The 16,773-nt window shown below is 69.2% G+C and carries 13 protein-coding genes; 7 read left to right on the top strand and 6 right to left on the bottom strand.

Annotated features, from left to right (window positions below; translation table 11 throughout):
* The 6 genes from MJ783_RS13265 to MJ783_RS13240 form a co-directional block, all read left to right on the top strand.
* On the top strand, positions 1-1,540 hold a 1,540-nt coding region (locus MJ783_RS13265; RefSeq protein ID WP_239310738.1), incomplete at its 5' end, for a beta-hydroxydecanoyl-ACP dehydratase.
* Positions 1,534-3,144 (top strand): PfaD family polyunsaturated fatty acid/polyketide biosynthesis protein, encoded by a 1,611-nt coding sequence (locus tag MJ783_RS13260; protein ID WP_239310737.1) that lies wholly within the window; start codon positions 1,534-1,536, stop codon positions 3,142-3,144. The genes MJ783_RS13265 and MJ783_RS13260, both read left to right, overlap by 7 nt.
* Positions 3,141-5,087 carry an acetyl-CoA carboxylase, carboxyltransferase subunit beta gene (gene accD, locus MJ783_RS13255; protein ID WP_239310736.1) on the top strand — a complete coding sequence of 649 codons (1,947 nt, stop codon included), beginning with the start codon at positions 3,141-3,143 and terminating at the stop codon, positions 5,085-5,087. Before MJ783_RS13260 ends, accD begins: the two co-directional genes overlap by 4 nt.
* Before the next feature lie 11 nt (positions 5,088-5,098).
* On the top strand, positions 5,099-5,692 hold the full coding sequence (locus MJ783_RS13250; protein ID WP_239310735.1) for a biotin/lipoyl-containing protein: 594 nt from the start codon (positions 5,099-5,101) through the stop codon (positions 5,690-5,692).
* Complete coding sequence (locus MJ783_RS13245) at positions 5,692-7,044, top strand: acetyl/propionyl/methylcrotonyl-CoA carboxylase subunit alpha (protein ID WP_239310734.1); 1,353 nt, start codon at positions 5,692-5,694, stop codon at positions 7,042-7,044. Before MJ783_RS13250 ends, MJ783_RS13245 begins: the two co-directional genes overlap by 1 nt.
* Before the next feature lie 10 nt (positions 7,045-7,054).
* Positions 7,055-8,053, top strand: coding sequence for a PDR/VanB family oxidoreductase (locus MJ783_RS13240; RefSeq protein WP_239310733.1), 999 nt, complete (start codon positions 7,055-7,057; stop codon positions 8,051-8,053).
* A 19-nt stretch (positions 8,054-8,072) separates the two neighbouring features.
* Here the strand turns inward: MJ783_RS13240 and MJ783_RS13235 are convergent, their stop codons facing one another.
* The 5 genes from MJ783_RS13235 to MJ783_RS13215 all read right to left on the bottom strand — a co-directional run bounded on the left by MJ783_RS13235 (position 8,073) and on the right by MJ783_RS13215 (position 13,999).
* Positions 8,073-8,987 (bottom strand): carbohydrate ABC transporter permease, encoded by a 915-nt coding sequence (locus MJ783_RS13235; protein WP_239310732.1) that lies wholly within the window; start codon positions 8,985-8,987, stop codon positions 8,073-8,075.
* 87 nt (positions 8,988-9,074) lie between these two features.
* A complete protein-coding gene (locus MJ783_RS13230) occupies positions 9,075-10,022 on the bottom strand; it encodes a carbohydrate ABC transporter permease (RefSeq protein WP_239310731.1) in 948 nt (315 codons plus the stop codon).
* Between the two features lie 79 nt (positions 10,023-10,101).
* Entirely contained in the window at positions 10,102-11,487 is a 1,386-nt protein-coding gene (locus MJ783_RS13225; RefSeq protein ID WP_239310730.1) for an ABC transporter substrate-binding protein, read from the bottom strand.
* Between the two features lie 12 nt (positions 11,488-11,499).
* Entirely contained in the window at positions 11,500-12,687 is a 1,188-nt protein-coding gene (locus MJ783_RS13220) for an ABC transporter ATP-binding protein (RefSeq protein WP_239310729.1), read from the bottom strand.
* A gap of 427 nt (positions 12,688-13,114) precedes the next feature.
* Positions 13,115-13,999 (bottom strand): LysR family transcriptional regulator, encoded by an 885-nt coding sequence (locus MJ783_RS13215; RefSeq protein ID WP_239310728.1) that lies wholly within the window; start codon positions 13,997-13,999, stop codon positions 13,115-13,117.
* 732 nt (positions 14,000-14,731) lie between these two features.
* On the opposite strand from MJ783_RS13215, the gene MJ783_RS13210 reads away from it, so the two are divergent.
* Positions 14,732-16,327, top strand: coding sequence for an LCP family protein (locus MJ783_RS13210; RefSeq protein ID WP_239310727.1), 1,596 nt, complete (start codon positions 14,732-14,734; stop codon positions 16,325-16,327).
* Here MJ783_RS13210 and MJ783_RS13205 read toward each other — a convergent pair.
* Positions 16,321-16,773: hypothetical protein (locus MJ783_RS13205; protein WP_239310726.1), on the bottom strand; the 453-nt coding region annotated here is incomplete at its 5' end. The genes MJ783_RS13210 and MJ783_RS13205 overlap by 7 nt on opposite strands.

Here is a 16,773-nt window from a genome sequence, read left to right as displayed (position 1 = left end):
GGCCGCTGGCGACGCCGTCAGCGCCGTCACGGTGCTGGAGGCGGCCTGGCAGGCGGCGCAGACGCTCGCGTTGTACTTCGGCCTCCAGCTGTGCCTACCCGATGCCCGCTTCGACGTCTGTCTGCCCGACAGCAATATTGATCTTGAACCAGAGGTGGCTCACTGGGCGGTGGACGTGTTCGCCGGGGGATGGGACGCCGGCTGCGAGCTGGTGGCCGATGTCACCGTGGCTGGTCTCGCGCCCCGCCCCCGCATCCGCCTCGACGCCGAGTTCCGTGGCGCGGGGGGAGTCCTCGCCCGGGTCAGCGGCCTGTACCTCCAGCTCCGGGAGAAGCCGGGGACGTTGGTGGCGCCACTGCGCGGCGGTGCGGTGCCGGGTTTTCTCGGCCGGGTCAACTCCGCCGGCGAGGCGGCGATGATCAACGAGATGCACATGGCCAACAGCGCTCACGGCTACCTGGACGTGGCGCTCGGCCCGGAGTTCGCCCCCTGCCTCGGCCGGCGGGCAACCCGGCTGCCGGGCGGCGGGCTGTCGCTGGTCGATCGAGTGATGATCGTGGACGGCCAACGCGGTGAGCTGTCCGGTGGCGCCACCGCGTGGACCGAGTACGACGTACCCGCGGACGCCTGGTACTACCAGGAGTACGCGAGCCCGACGATGCCCAACATCGTCCATATGGAGACATCGCTGCAGTCCGCGTTGTTCCTGGGCTACTACCTGGGTGCCACCCTGACCGGCCCGGACGAGGACTACAGCCTGCGCAACCTCGACGGCGAAGCGACCCTGCTGCGCCAGGTGGACCTGCGGGGCCGCACGATCCGCCAGGTCTCGACCCTGCTGTCCACCACCGTCATGGTCGGTGCGGTCCTGCAGAACTTCTCCTACGAGCTGTCCGTGGACGGCGAGCCGTTCTACCGGGGGGAATCCCTGTTCGGTTTTTTCAACGCCACGGCCCTGGCGAACCAGAACGGGCTGGATTCCGGTGCCTGCGTGCCGACCTGGCTGGAGACCGCCGAGGTAGCGCCGGGCGCGGTCCGCACGATCGACGTGGCGGGCCGGCGCGACGCCGGTGCCCCGCTGTCCTCGCGGGGGCATCTCGCCATGCTTGACAGCGTCCAGGTCGTCGACGGCGGTGGTCGTTTCGGTAAGGGCTACCTGCGCGCGGTACGGCCGGTCGACCCGTCCGACTGGTTCTTCGCGCTGCACTTCTGGCTCGACCCGGTGATGCCTGGTTCGCTCGGTGTCGAGGCGGTCATCCAGGCGATGCAGGAGTGGCTGGTCGACAGCGGGCTTGCCGCCGATCTGGTCGAGCCCCGGTTCGTCCTGCCGACGGATCTGTCGATGAGCTGGCGCTACCGCGGCCAGATCCTGCCCACAGACGGCGAGATGACCCTGGAAGTCCACCTCAAGGAGGTCCGCCGCGGCGTCGAACGGGTCCGGGTCGTCGGCGACGCCAGCGTGTGGAAGCCCGGCATGCGTATCTACGCGCTGACCGACATCGCGGTCGAGCTGCACGGAGTGGGAGCGGCACCATGGTGACCAGCTATCCGCCGGGGCCGGTCCTGGCCACCCCGGCCGCGATCGGACGGACCGTCGAGGAGGTCTACGCGGTTCTCGCCGCGCTGGACCGGCCGTGTTTCGTGCTGGAACACGCCGGCGGGATCGGCGCCACCAACGACGAGACCGCGGCGCGGCGGTCCGGCGGACGTGTTCTGGCCGTGGCGCCGGCGATGCCCGCGCACCGCCTGGGGGCAGCGGACTTCCTCCGTGACCACGGCGTCCGTTACCCGTACATGGCTGGCGCGATGGCCAACGGCATCGCCTCGGAGCGTCTCGTCGTCGCGATGGCGAAGGCGGGGTTCCTCGCGTCGTTCGGGGCCGCTGGCGTGGTACCGGACAAGATCGATGCGGCGCTGGCGGCGATCCGGCGGGCCGCGCCGGGGCTGCCGTTCGCCTGCAACCTGATCCACAGCCCGAACGAGCTGGAGCTGGAACGGGCAATCGTCGAGCTGTCGTTGCGACACGGGGTGACCTGCGTGGAGGCCTCGGCCTTCCTCGAGCTCACCCCGCAGATCGTGCGGTACCGGCTCGCTGGTCTGAGCCGGGATCCCGCTGGCGGGGTCCGGATCGCCCACCGGGTCCTCGCCAAGCTCTCCCGTACCGAGATCGCGGAGCTTTTCCTGGCGCCCGCCCCGGACACGCTGGTGCGGCCGCTCGTCAGCGCCGGCCTGGTCAGCGCCGAACAGGCCGAGCTCGCCCGTTTCGTGCCGATGGCCGACGACATCACCGTGGAGGCGGACTCCGGCGGTCACACCGACCGCCGGCCGTTGGCCGTGCTCCTGCCAGAGATCATTTCGTTGCGGGACCGGGCCGTACGTGAGCGCGGCTACCGCCGGCCGGTCCGGGTCGGCGCCGCCGGCGGGCTCGGCACCCCCTCGAGCGTGTTCGCCGCGTTCGCGATGGGCGCGGCCTATGTGGTCACCGGTTCGGTCAACCAGCCGTGCGTGGAGTCCGGGCAGTCCGTCGGCGCGAAGCGGCTGCTCGGCGCGGCTGAGGGCACCGACTGCGCGATGGCGCCGTCGTCGGACATGTTTGAGATGGGTGTCGAGGTGCAGGTCCTGCGGCGCGGCACGATGTTCGCGTCCAAGGCGAAGCGGCTGTTCGAGCTGTACCAGGCTTACGGGGGGATTGAGGATCTTCCTCCCGGGGAGCGGGCCTGGGTCCAGGACAAGGTGCTGCGCCGGCCGTTCGCGGACGTGTGGCGCGACACCGTCGAGTACTTCGAAGAACGCGACCCTGAGCAGATCCGCCGGGCTGACGGGAACCCGAAACGGAAGATGGCGCTGATCTTCCGGTGGTATCTCGGGCTGTCGTCGTTCTGGTGCATCGGGGCGAATCCCGAGCGGGTCACCGACTACCAGATCTGGTGTGGACCGGCCGCGGGCGCGTTCAACACCTGGGTCCGCGGTACCCATCTGGAGGCGGTGGAGAACAGAAGCGTGGTGGACGTCGCCGCGAACCTCATGACGGGCGCGGCATTCGCCGGCCGGGTCGCCCAGCTCCGCTTCGCCGGGGTGAAACTCCCGGCGGCCTGCTCGACCTACCGACCGGTGCCGCTCGCGACCGCGGGCGGACGGTCATGACCCTGGTCAACGGGAGCCCGCCCCCGCGGGCCGCGGCGAACCAGGCCGCGGCGAACGAATCCGCACCGCGGCGCGTACCGGTGACCGGGCACGCAACGCCGGCCAGCCGCGACAGCGAACCCGGTCGATGGTTCCTGTGTGGGGGCTGTCGGGCCATGCTGTACGGCAAGAGGTTCGTGCAGGCGCACCGGGTCTGCGCCGACTGCGGCTGGCACGCGCCGCTGACCGCGAGCGAGCGACTCAGCCAGCTGCTCGACCCGGATTCGATCGAACAGCTGGCCATGCCCGTGTTTGACGCCGATCCGCTCGGCTTTATCGACTCCAAGCCGTACCAGGACCGGCTGCGGGAGACCCGAGCCCGGACCGGGCTGGACGAGGCGGTGCGGTGTGCCCGGGGGCGGATCGACGGGCATCCGGTGATCGTCGCGGCCATGGACTTCCGCTTCATGGGCGGCAGCCTCGGCTCGGTTGTGGGGGAGGCCATCACCCGGGCGGGTGAACTGGCGTTGCGCGAACGCGTCCCGCTTCTGATCGTGACCGCCTCCGGGGGCGCGCGCATGCAGGAAGGCGTCATCTCGCTCATGCAGATGGCCAAGACCAGCAACATGCTCGGCGAACTGGACGAGGCGGGCATCCTCACCCTGTCTCTGATCACTGATCCGACCTTCGGTGGGGTAGCCGCATCCTTCGCGACCCTGTGCGACATCATCATCGCGGAACCGGCGGCGCGGCTCGGCTTCGCGGGTCCGCGGGTCATCGAGCAGACCATCAAGCAGACCCTGCCGGCCGGGTTCCAGACCGCGGAGTTCCTGCTTGCCCACGGCATCGTTGACATGATCAAGCCGCGTAGCGCGCTGCGGGCGGCGATCGCACGGTTACTCTCGATCGCGGCTCCGGGCGGTTCCCCGCCGGGCGAACCGGCTGGACCGGCCCCCGAGCCGGCGACGGACGGACACGGATCCGCGGGTCATACGCAGACAGGTCATACGGAGAACGGATGCGAACCAGGCGGTCCTGGCTCCGCCGCGGTGCCCGCCGCGGTGCCCGCCGCGGTGCCCGCCGCGGGCGGCTCGCTCATCCGGGAGGCGGCGGCGCTGCCGGTCCGCCATCCCTGGGAGGTCGTGCGGATGGCCCGGCGGCTCGGGCGGCCCACGACCCTTGACTACATCTCATTCATGATCGATGACTTCAACGAGCTCCACGGCGACCGCCGGTCGTCCGACTGCCCGGCGATCGTCGCGGGCCTGGGCCGGTTGGCGGACATCCCGGTGGCGGTGATCGGGACCCAGAAGGGGCACACCGTCGCGGAGCTGGCGGAGCACAGGTTCGGGATGCCGACCCCGGCCGGCTACCGCAAGTCGGCTCGGATCATGCGGCTGGCCGCGAAGATCGGCCTGCCCGTCGTCACCTTCATCGACACCGCCGGGGCCTACCCCGGCATCGAGGCGGAGGAACAGGGGCAGGCAGTTGCCGTCGCCGAGAACCTGAAGCTGATGGGCGGTCTACCGGTACCGGTGGTCAGCGTGGTCACCGGTGAGGGCGGTAGTGGGGGCGCGCTCGCGCTCGCCGTGTCCGACCAGGTGCTGATGTGCGCCAACACCGTGTACTCGGTGATCAGCCCGGAGGGGTGCGCAGCGATCCTGTGGAACGATCCCGCGGCCGCGCCCCAGGCGGCGGCCGCGCTGCGGGTCGATGCACGCCAGCTGCTGTCACTCGGCGTTATCGACGGTGTGATACCCGAACCTGAAGGCGGCGCGGACGCCGACCCGCTGCACGCCGCGACCGCGATCCGCCATGCGCTGACCGACACGCTGCGACCGCTGCTGTCGGTGGGCCAGGCGGATCTGGTGGCCCGGCGCCGTGCCCGGTTCCGCCGTTTCGGCGCGGGCCCGTCACATCCGCACGGTGGTCGTCACGAGGAGAGCACGCGACCCGGAGAGTAAGGACATGTCTGATGAGCACAACCACGATCAATGGAACGTCGTCGGCTTCCTACCTCCGCTCAGCGGGGGAGACCGTCGACTCGCTGCTGGACGCCGTCCGTCGTAGCGCCGTCGCCCTGTGCGCCGAGACCGACCGGCTGCCCAGCCGGGTCCGGGTCACCGCCGGGGACGTGGCGGTCGAGCTGTACTGGCCCGAGCCTGAGTCGGGGATCGGCGCCATCGATGGTGAGCGGCCGCGGGCGGCGTCCGTGCCGGTCCAGCGGGCCCCCGTCGTGACGGCGGCCGGGCCGGTTCCGGAACCGGTGTCCGGGCAGCCGCGCGACACGGCCGAGGGGACGCCCGGCGAGAACCTCGTCCACATCACCGCGCCGACCGTCGGGACGTTCTACCGCGCCGCCGAGCCCGGGGCCAAGCCGTTCGTCGGCGAGGGCGACACAGTGATCGCGGGCCAGCAGGTCGCGATCATCGAGGTGATGAAGCTGATGATCCCGGTCGAGGCGGACCAGCCGGGGCGGATCGTCGAGGTGATCCAGCCGGACGCGGCCGCGGTTGAGTTCGGGCAGCGGTTGTTCTCGATCGCGCTGGCGGACCGTGTGAGCACCTGATGTTCACGACAGTCCTGATTGCCAACCGCGGCGAGATAGCGCTGCGTGTCATGCGGGCCTGCCGGGAGCTCGGGCTCGGCACCGTCGCCGTCTACTCGACCGAGGATCGGGACTCCGCGGTGGTGCGCATGGCCGACCGGGCGGTTCACATCGGGCCGGGCCCGGCCCGCAGGAGTTACCTGAACATCCCGGCGATCATCGAGGCGGCCCGGCTGACCCGGGCGGACGCCATCCACCCGGGGTACGGCTTCCTGTCCGAGAACCCGGATTTCGCCGAGGTGTGCCAGGCCGAGGGGATCACCTTCATCGGGCCGCCGGCAGCGGTGATGGAACGCCTCGGCGACAAGGCCGTCGCCCGGTCGATGATGGTCGACGCGGGCCTGCCGTTGCTGCCCGGCAGCCGCCGGGCACTCGAGCACGCCCCGGAAGCCCAGGCGTTCGCCGACGAGATCGGCTATCCGGTCATCATCAAAGCGGCCGCGGGCGGTGGCGGGCGGGGGATGCGCATCGTCCACGAGCCCGACGAGTTCCTGCGTGCCTACACCGAGACCCGCGCCAGCGCTCAGGTGATCTTTGGCGACGGCCGGGTCTACGTTGAGCGCTACCTGTCCTCCGCCCGGCATGTCGAGATCCAGGTGCTCTGCGACCAGCACGGCAACGCCGTGTACCTGGGCGCCCGGGACTGCTCCGTCCAGCGCCGGCACCAGAAGCTCATCGAGGAGACACCCGCTCCGCGGCTACCGGAGGGCCTGGTCGAGCGCATGGGCCGGGCCGCGGTGGACGGTGCGCTCTGCGCTGGCTACGTCGGCGCCGGAACCTTCGAGTTCCTTGTCGACGCCAGCGGCGCGTACTACTTCATGGAGGTCAACTGCCGGCTCCAGGTGGAGCATCCGGTCACCGAGATGGTCACCGGGATCGACCTGGTCGCCGAGCAGTTCCGGGTCGCGGCCGGGGAGAAGCTGGCCATCAGCCAGGACGCGGTGAGCCCCCGGGGCGTCGCCATCGAATGCCGGATCAACGCCGAGGACCCCGGCCGTGGTTTCGCGCCGACACCCGGTGTCCTGGCGGAGTGCCAGCTGCCCGCTGGCCCGTTCGTCCGGGTTGACAGCCATGTCTTCCCCGGCTACCGGATCCCGTCGGTCTACGACTCGTTGTTGGCCAAGCTGATCGTCTGGGCGCCGGACCGTGACTCGGCGATCGTGCGGATGCGGTGCGCGCTCGATGAGCTCCGCATCGCGGGTCCCGGGGTCGCCACCACCGCTTCCTTCCTCGCCCAGGTGCTCACGCATCCCGTCTTCGTCGCGGCGCGTCACGACACCTCGCTGGTCGGCGACCTGGTCGCCGGTGGATAAAGGAGTCGCTGTGCACACACCCGCCGAAGAAGACCTGACAGCACCGATCGTGCCCGTGCCCCGGGCGCGGTGGTCACGGCTGCGGGTGGTCGAGGCGACGGCCCAGAGCACCGACGTGATGTCGTTCATCCTCGCCGACCCCACTGGCGCGGACCTGCCGCCGTGGACGCCCGGAGCACATGTTGATCTTTTTGTCGCTCCGGGGATGGTACGACAGTACTCGCTGTGTGGAGATCCAGCCGACCGCGCGCGCTGGCGGATCGCCGTGCTGCGGGCGGAGCCGGGCCGCGGCGGTTCGCGCCACCTGCATGAGCAGGTCCGGGCCGGCGCCCTGGTGGCGGTGGGGGAGCCACGCAACAACTTCCCGCTTGCCGGGGCGCACCGGTACCTGTTCATCGCTGGCGGGATCGGGATCACGCCGTTGCTGCCGATGATCCGGACAGTCGCCGCGCAGGGCGCGGACTGGACGTTGTGGTACGGCGGGCGTCGCCGCGAGCGCATGGCCTTCCTGGACGAGCTCGCGCCCTACGGCGGCCGGGTCGACGTCTGGCCCGAGGACGAGCGCGGGCCGCTGCCGCTCGCCGAGATCCTCCAACGGCTGGGCTCCGACGCTTTGCTCTACTGCTGCGGGCCCGAGGCCCTGCTCACCGCGGTCGAGCGGGAATGGGGTGACCGACCGGCCGGCAGGCTGCACATGGAGCGCTTCCAGCCTCGTCCGGTGGTGGGCGCCCCCACCCGTGACCAGGAGTTCGACGTGTTCCTCGAACGCAGCGGGCGGGCCGTGCGGGTGCGGGCACACGAATCCCTGCTGGACGTCCTGAGCGCGGCGGGTGTTGAGGTGCCCTGGTCGTGCGGTGAGGGTACCTGCGGCAGCTGCGAGACGGGCGTCCTGGCCGGTGACGTCGACCACCGGGACTCGGTGCTGTCGCGGGGCGAGCGCGTGGCCGGCCGGACGATGATGGTCTGCGTGTCGCGTGCCCGTTCGCCCTGGCTGACCCTTGACCTGTGACCCTTGGCCTGTGACGAGGTCATTTCAGGCCGGAGTGGATGAATGCGCTGACGATGTGCCGCTGGAGCAGCACGTAGAGAGCGAAGATCGGCAGGCAGGCGAGCCCTGAGGCGGCCATGAGACCGCCCCAGTCGTTGCCCTCGGTCCCCCCGAGAAAGCCACGGAGCCCAAGCTGGATCATGGAGTTCGCCCGTTGGAGAACCATCGCGGGCCAGAAGTACTCGTTCCACGCGTTGATGAACAGGACGATGCCGAGCGCCGCCAGCGCGGGCCGCAGATTGGGCACGACGACCGTCCACAGCACCGACCAGGAGGATCGCCCGTCCATGCGGGCCGCCTCAAGCAGTTCCTTGGGGAAGCTCTCCATGTGCTGGCGCAGCAACAGGACGCTCAGCGCCGTGCACAGCGTCGGGATGACAACTCCGGCGAGCGTGTTCAGCAGGCCCAGCCGCAACAGCAGCGTGTAGTTGGGCACCATCGTCACCTGGAACGGCACCAGCCACGTCCCGACGAACAGCAGATAGAGCGGCCGCTGCCCGGGAAAGCGCCAGGCCGCGAACGCGTACGCCGCGAGCAGACCGGTCAGGAGCTGCCCCAGCGCGGTCAGCGCCGCCACGGCGAACGTGTTGAACAGCATCGGCCCGATCGGGATCACCTCCGCCGCGTGCCGGTAGTTACCGACCGACAGCGGCCAGGGCAGCGGCGAGGTGGCGTAGACGTCGCTGGGGCGCCGCAGCGACGTCGCGTACATCCAGCCGATCGGCAGGACGCACGCGAGGCTCAGGAGCGTGAGCACGGCATGGCCGATGAACGATCCCAGCGGCGATCCGCCGCCGACCGGGCCGTCGGTCTCGCCGGGACGGCGGCCCTCACCACGGCGCTCGCCGGGCATGCCGGCCGCGGCTGCCGTCACTGCCGTCGTGGAGACAGCCATCGGTTACTCCTCGTAGATATTGTAACCGCCGGTGTTCTGATCGGGACGTGGTGCTCCCGGCGGTCACTGGAGACGATCAGGAGACGATCAGTTGTCGTGGAAGCTCAGCTTCTCGAACAACCACACGAGGCAGCCGGCGACCATCCCGAAACCCAGGAAGAACACCAGGCCGGCGGCGGCGGCGAGGCCCGCGTTGAAGCTCTTGAAGCCGTATTCCCAGAGCAGGTAGTAGACGTTGGTCGTCGCGTCGCCGGGGCCGCCCTGGGTGAGTGTGTCGATCAGCGGAAAGGTCAGCTGACCGGACAGCAGCACGGTCATGAGAGCCAGCAGCACCAGGGTCGGCGACAGCAGCGGCAACGTGATCCAACGGATGATCTGGCGCCGCGTCGCGCCGTCAAGCTGGGCAGCCGCCGCGTAGTCGTCGTTGATGCCGGCGAGCCCGGCCGCGACCACGAGGACCGCGAAACCGAGCAGATGCCAGCCGGTGATGACGATGACGGCGAGCTGGGCGGGGCCGCGTTCGTGCAGCCAGTTGACCGGGCTGCCCAGCAGGCGGTCCACCCCGCCATGCCGCGGGTCCAGCAGCCATTCCCAGATTGCCGCGCTTGCCACCGGCGCGACCAGTACCGGCGCGAAGACGAGCGCGCGGTAGACCGCGTTGGCGCGGCCGCGGACCTGTTGGGTGAGCAGGGCGACAATGGTGGGCAGGACGACTGAGAACGGCAGTAGGCAGACGATTATTGTCACCGTCAGCCACAATGAGGACCGCAGCTGCGGGAGCTGGAGCACATCGGCGTAGTTGTCCAGCCCGACCGGGACTTTTGGTCTGCTCGGCAGGAGGTTCCACGAATAGAACGACAGCCGCGCGGCCTCGGCCAACGGGCGGTAGGTCCAGACCGCCAGGCAGCCCAGGCCTGGCGTGAGGTAGAGGAAGGGCGGCAGCGCACGGCGTACCCGGCGGGCGGCCGATGGCCGGGCCGCCGGGTACGAGGCGGGAACCTCCGGTGCCTCGACAGCGGCGAGTGTCACGAACATGCCGGCTGGTTCCGCCGTGACGGCACCTGGTCGAGGAGCCGGGCCAGCCACGTCGTGCCCGCGGCCCGCGGAGCGGGTGTCACGCTTTCGGTAGCAGTTTTGTCGCCCGGTCCTGAGCCGCGGCCAGCGTGGACCGCGCGTCAGCCCCGCTGTAGACGACGCTCTCGACGGCCTCCAGCATCGTGTCCTTGATCTGGACGTAGTTGTCGCCCGGGAACGCCACCGCTGGCCGCAGCCGAGCGAGCTGGTCGATGTTCGGCTTGATCAGGGGGTTCTTTGCCGCCCAGTCCTTCAGCCCGGCGGGGTCGTCCAGCAGGCTCGTGCGAAGCGGCAGGTAGCCGATCTTGCTGGTGAGCTGGACGTACCCCTCGTCGCTGGTCAGAAACTTCATGAGTTCCCAGGCGGCCCGCTGCTTGGCCGGGTCCTTGGCGAACATGACCAGCGCTGCCCCCGAGTTTGTCGGTTCCACGGTCCTGCCGTCGAAGCTCGGCATCTGTGCGGCCCGCAGATCCCACGGCGGACTCGCGCCGGTGGCGCCCTTGCGGAACGTGGCCTCGGCCGCGCTGCTCTCCAGGATCATGCCGATCTCACCGCGTGCGAACGCGGGGTACGCCTGCTCCTGGGAGAGTTTCGGGGTCGCGCCGGACCGCACGAGGTCCTGCGCCATCGTGACGGCGTCGACCGCGGGAGGGTCGGCAAAGGTGAGCCTGGTGCGGTCGGTGGAGATCACTGATCCGCCGTTGGAGTCGACCAGGGACTGGTAACACCAGTCGCCGGCCTTCTTGGTCAGGCAGTCAATGTAGGCGCCGTCCTTGCCGGTCCTGCTCCTGATGGCGAGAGCGGCCGTCTTGACCTCGGCCCAGGTGCTCGGTGGCTTGGCCGGGTCGAGGCCGGCCTGGGTGAACAGGCTGGCGTTGTAGTACAGGATCGGCGTGGAGAAGACGAACGGGATGCCGTAGGTTTTGCCGTCGACATCGCCGAGGGTGCGCGCGGTTGCTGCAAACGGGTGCGTGCCGCCGAAGTTCGCCTGCACCGCGTCATGGCCCACCACGGTGTCCAGCGGCGTCGCCCCCAGCCCCCGCACCGCGTAGAAGAGGTCACCGAAGACCAGCTGCCCGACGTCGGGCGGGTTGCCGGCCGCGATCTGGCGCTGCACGCTGGCGGCCGCGGCCGAGCCGTAACCGCTCGCGGTCGCGGTCGCGGGCTTCTGAGCCGTCACCGTGATATTGGGGTGAGCCACCTGGAATTTTTTGATCATGTCTGTGAAGGTGTCGGTCCACGGTCCGGCCTGGGCCAGGTTGTAGCTTTCAAAAACGATCGAAACCTGCTGGTCGGGCCTGAGTTCCGGGACCGTCGCGGCGGCCGTGGGCGAGCTGGCGGCCGGGCTGCTCCCCCCGCAGGCGGCCGCGGCCAGCGCGAGGGCGAGAGCCGCCGCGATACCGCCGGAACAGCGTGATTTTTTCACGTGTGGTGCTCCTTACACGGGACGAGCGCTGCGCGAGGCGAACACCGCGCGAGGCGAAGACGGTGGGGAAGAAGACGGTGGGGACAAGGAGGCCGGTGGGGAGGGCGAGACGTCGGGCGCCCGCCAGCGCAGCCGGTGACCACTGGCCTGGTCGAACATGTGCAGCCGGTCCGCGGCGGCGTCAACGGCCACCTGCTCGCCGGGACGCAGGCCAAGCGGTCGAGGTCCTCGCACCAGCAGGGTGGCGTCACCGACCGCGCACTGGGCGACCTCTTCACTCCCGAGGTTCTCCACCGTCTCCACTCGGCCGCGGAACATCGGTGACTCCGCGGTGGTGGGGACCGTGACCAGATGTTCCGGTCGAACCCCCATGACAATGTCACGAGCGGGGAAATCGCCGGCCTCCCACAGCGCGACCTCGATACCGGGGGCAAATAACCGGACACGGCCGGAGTGGCTTTCGGCCCGTACGGGGAGCAGGTTCATCGGCGGTGCGCCCAGAAAATCCGCCACGAACGCCGAGGCGGGTCTGTCGTAGACCTCGGTGGGGCTACCGACCTGCTCAAGCCGGCCGGCGTTGAGCACCGCGACCCGGGTAGCCATGGTCATGGCTTCGACCTGATCGTGTGTGACATAGACGATGGTCGAGCCGAGCCGGTGGTGCAGTGCCCGTAGCTGGCCGCGGGTGGCGGTGCGCAGCTTGGCGTCGAGGTTGGACAGCGGTTCGTCCATGAGGAAGGCGCCCGGATCGCGGACCAGCGCCCGGCCGACCGCGACCCGTTGCCGCTGCCCGCCGGACAGCTGCCGGGGCCGGCGGTCGAGCAGGTCGGCCAGCTCAAGCAGCTCCGCTGCCTCGCGTACCTTCTCGCGGATCTCCGCGCGCGGGCGCCGGCGTGAACGCAGCGGGAACCCGATATTACGTTCGACTGTCAGGTGTGGGTAGAGAGCGTAGCTTTGGAAAACCATCGCCATATCACGTTCCCTGGGCGGGGTGAAAGTGACGTCACGCCCGTCCAGTAGGACCCGCCCGCTGCTCGGTTCGATCAACCCGGCAATCATTCGAAGCAGTGTTGACTTTCCGCAGCCGCTGGGGCCGAGCAGGACAAGGAAGTCGCCGTGGTTGATGTCGAGACTCACCCGGTCCACCGCGGTGACCTTGCTGAAACACTTGGTCAGCCCGTCGATCTGGATGCGGCTCACACTCCCGGCTCTCCTTCCGGGCCGAACCGGCGGCTACCGGTTCGGCCTTGTGTTCTGGGCAGCCTCCGGATGCATGCGACGATGTTTTCGGTGGATTGCCATCGCGATCCACCGAGGCTTTCGCGATCGCACCTTCCCCGGGGCGCCGAGGTTGGCTATGCAGCCGACAACCGGCCGCGTACGTGTGCCGATGGTTTTTTTGGATATCTCTGTCACGGCGTTACGCCGATCAGGGACGGTTGCATTCAACTCTCCGTCGGTGTACGGCGAGCAAACGCATTGGAAATTGTGTGCCAGCCGGTTGTGGCCGACTGGATCGATCATGCTGGATATCCAGCGTCGATTGGTGCCGGATATCAGGTGATAGGAACAAAAAATGAACAGCGAGCGTGCCGCGGCGCTGGGGACACGACCGGCTCGGGCTGGTTCACTGGAACGGCCCAGCTTCCTCCAGCGTGTCCAGCAGGGCGTCGACGACCTTGCTCCGGCGCGGGCGCCACACAACGTGGACGGAGAGCATCGGTACGGGGTCGACAAGCGCCACAGTCACGGGGCTGCCGACCGTCCGGGCGCGTTCCAGCGACGAGGCGAAGCCCACCAGCGGGCGGGTGCTGATCACCAGCGCGGTCGCTCCCGGGTCGTCGACCTCGGCGACGATCTTCAAGCTGATTCTGACCTGCTCCGCGGTGGTGACAATGGTGTCGTACATCGCCGGGGACTGGGTGCGGCGGAAGAGAACGAGGGCCTGGTGCTCCAGCTCCCGGAACGAAACCTGTTCGCGAGCGGCCCAGGCGTGTTGCTCGCCCACAATGGCCGCGAGCGGCAGCCGCAGCACCTCCCGGGAGTGCAGCTCGTTGGTAGGCGGCGTGCCGAATATGAAGCCGATGTCGAGTTCGCCGTTGAGCAGGCTTTTGAGCTGGGGCCCCGTGCGCCGTTCCCACAGATGGGCGATCAGCCCGGGGTGGGTGGCGTTCAGCCGCATCAGGGTTGGCCGCAGTACGCGATGACCGGCCGGGAAGTTGTAGCCGATGTTGATCGTGCCGGCACGCCCGGCGGACGCGTCGCGGGCGGCCTGCACTGCTTTGCCGGTCTGCTCGAGTATTTGTTTTGCCTCGGTCTGGAATGCCACCCCCGCCGGAGTGAGTCGGACTTCGTGGGAGGTACGGGCGACCAGTTTGACACCGACTTCACGCTCGAGGCGCTGCAGGTGTTGACTCAGAGATGGCTGGGCGAGGTGAAGCTTGTTCGCCGCCCGGCCAAAGTGCAGCTCATCCGCGATGGCCAGAAAAGATACCAGATGCCGAAACTCCATTGAACCCTCCGCGCCGGAATTCCGTGCCCAGTATACCTGGCGCAGCTAACGGGCGGTGACGGGCGAGTGTTATTTTGAAGAATTGCCCAAGTGGAATCCGGTAGAAAAAGAAATGCTACCAGAGCGTGTTTGAGATCGGGCTTTCGATCAGTGAGCCGCGTCCAGGCACCCCCTGGCAAGGCGGAAGGCCGAAGCGATACCGGATGAGTTGTATCGGTTTGGCCGACAACGCAGCCAGGGGGCGCCTGGACGCGGCGAGCCGGAATGACGATCTCAAACGCGCTCTCAGGGAGTCCCGGCCGGCGGTTTTGTCCAGGTGTGACGGTACGCCCGGCCGCGGCTTTGGAGCGACCGGCAACAGGGGGCGTGGCAGCGCGGGGCTGGGGTGCGCGCCTCGCGGTGTGATCACTGTAGGCGAGCGGGGCCGCGCCGCTGTCGTTGCCGCGGGCCGCCGGTCAGGACGAGCGTCACCGCGCCGCTACCCAGGCTCCCGGGGCCGCCCGAGAGCGCACGAACCGGCGTGGCGCGCAACCGCGTGAGCGCCCCAGGCCGCGGACCGCGCTCCCGATGCTGGTCAGACCGCTGGACCACAGCGCACCATATCGGCTACGGCGGCGGCTACGGCGTCGACGGTGCCGCCGATTCTTGTTCGTCCTGACGGCTATATACGCTCAGTCCCGGATGGGTGGGTAGTGGGACGAGAGGCGGGTATCAGGCGAGATGCGCCAGCCGTTGGCAACGGGTGATGCCACGCTACCGCCCGGCCTCAATCCGCGGGCCCGTGCCCCACACGGTTCATCAGCGCAGGGCGCTCCCGGGGTCTTCTCGGGACTGCTCCGGGCGGTCTTCGTACTGCTCTCGGTCGTCGTCCTGCTGGCCAGCGTCGGTGGTTGGCTGCTCTACAGCCATCTCAACGGAAAAATCACCAGGGTGGAGCTTGGCCTCACCGGCCCGCGGCCAGCGGCTCCCGCCCACGGCGTCGAAAACTACCTGCTGGTGGGTACCGACAGCAGGGCCGGCAGCGACGGAGCCTACGGTGACGCGCCCGGCCAGCGTTCGGACACGACTATCCTCGTCCACCTCGCCGCAGACGGTACCAGCACGATGGTGTCCTTTCCCCGGGACACGCTGGTGACCATTCCCGACTACGTCGACGCGAACGGCCATCGGCGCGCCGCGCACCGGGCCAAGTTCAACTCGGCCATCTCCGACGGCGGCCCGTCCCTGCTGGTGAACATGGTCGAGCGGCTTACCGACATCCGGATCGACCACTACGTGTCCATGGACCTTGCGGGTTTCCGGGCCATCACGGACGCGATCGGTGGTGTCGAGGTCTGTGTCCTCCCGTCGGCCTACCGGGACGTTTTCTACGACAACAACGTGCGAAAGGTCAGCACCAACACCAACGACCCGATGAGTGGCTTCCTCGGTGGCCCGGGGACCATCCACGTGGACGGCCGCCAGGGGCTGGCCTTCGTCCGGCAGCGGCACGGGCTGCCCGAGCAGGACCTCGACCGCATCCGGCGCCAGCAGCAGTTCATCGGCGCCGTCGTCCGTAAGACGATGGCCGGTGGGGTGCTGACCAGCCCGAGCAAGCTTGAGTCGCTGCTGTCGACGGTGACGTCCGCGCTCACCCTCGACAGCCACACGAGCATTGTCGATCTGCGTGGGCTGGCCACCCGGATGCGGGATGTGGCCGCGGGAAACATCCACGTGGTCACCTTGCCAACCCATGCCCCGACCCGTGCCGAGGGCGGCATCGGCGACTCGGGTGAGCTACCAGGACTCGGCGCGGTCCAGATCTATGATAAAAATGATCTTGAGCGTATCATTGGGCCGCTGCGTGTCCGCGACAGCGCCGCCCGGGTGTTGCCGTCGCCGTCGCCGGCCGTGTCCACGCCGAGCGGCAGCCCCGCCGTCACCGCGACGGAGCAGATCACCGTGGCGGTCTACAACGGTTCAATGATCACCGGGCTTTCCGCCCGCGCCGTCACCGCGTTGACCAAGCAGAGCTTTCACGCGTCCAATGAGGGCAACGCATCGTCGCATAACCACACGAGTTCCAAGGTCGTCTACGGACCGGGGCAGGATGCCGCCGCGCGGACCCTGCAGGCCGCCGTACCCGGCTCCGAGCTCCAGCGCGACCCGGCCGCGACCCGGCTGGCACTGATCGTCGGATCCTCGTTCACCGGGGTCGTCCCCGGCGACGCGGGCAGCCAGGCGCCCGGTGCGGTGGCCACGTCGCCGGCGGCCTCGGGTACCGGCGCTCCGCCGTCGGCGGAGCCGACGACCCCCGCCCCGGCCGAAGCCCCCACCTGCACCTACTGATGGCGGGCCACACCGCGGACTATCAGCCCGTCGTAGGCGATGTGGTTGCTGATGTCGACCATCGGCTGGTCGCAGCGGTGGTGCACGCGTAAGCGGTGGTGCACGTGTGGAGGCGAGCCGACCCAGACCCGGTTGCCCCTGCGCCGACACTTCATGATCTTCGGCCGGCCATCCCCGCCATCGAGGATGACTCGGCTGCAGGACTCGACGTCGTCATCAAACCCGTCGAGCCAGTCGGCCTTCCCGGCCCCGGCCCTGGGCGACGGCCCCTTGCCGCACGACGGCAGGTCCAGGTTCTGCGGTATGTCGCGTAGGTGGTGGCGGTCCGCTATGGGCTCTGGGCCTGTGCGGGGGGCCCGGCCGAGGCCGGTAATCCGGACTGGGAACAGTGGGCGCTCCGTGTGGCCGGTGGGCTGGTGCCTGGTTGTGGGCTGGTGGGTTGGTGT

Origin of the sequence: Protofrankia sp. Cj3 (assembly GCF_917627355.1) — a bacterium.
Classification (GTDB): domain Bacteria; phylum Actinomycetota; class Actinomycetes; order Frankiales; family Frankiaceae; genus Protofrankia.
The sequence above is the reverse complement of the archived record's forward strand: the minus strand, read 5'-3'. Positions and strand labels throughout refer to the sequence as shown.

Coding starts and splice junctions, on each gene's coding strand:
- MJ783_RS13260 (WP_239310737.1), top strand. CDS start 1,534: ATGGTGACCAGCTATCCGCCGGGGCCGGTCCTGGCCACCCCGGCCGCG.
- accD (WP_239310736.1), top strand. CDS start 3,141: ATGACCCTGGTCAACGGGAGCCCGCCCCCGCGGGCCGCGGCGAACCAG.
- MJ783_RS13250 (WP_239310735.1), top strand. CDS start 5,099: ATGAGCACAACCACGATCAATGGAACGTCGTCGGCTTCCTACCTCCGC.
- MJ783_RS13245 (WP_239310734.1), top strand. CDS start 5,692: ATGTTCACGACAGTCCTGATTGCCAACCGCGGCGAGATAGCGCTGCGT.
- MJ783_RS13235 (WP_239310732.1), bottom strand. CDS start 8,987: ATGGCTGTCTCCACGACGGCAGTGACGGCAGCCGCGGCCGGCATGCCC.
- MJ783_RS13230 (WP_239310731.1), bottom strand. CDS start 10,022: ATGTTCGTGACACTCGCCGCTGTCGAGGCACCGGAGGTTCCCGCCTCG.
- MJ783_RS13215 (WP_239310728.1), bottom strand. CDS start 13,999: ATGGAGTTTCGGCATCTGGTATCTTTTCTGGCCATCGCGGATGAGCTG.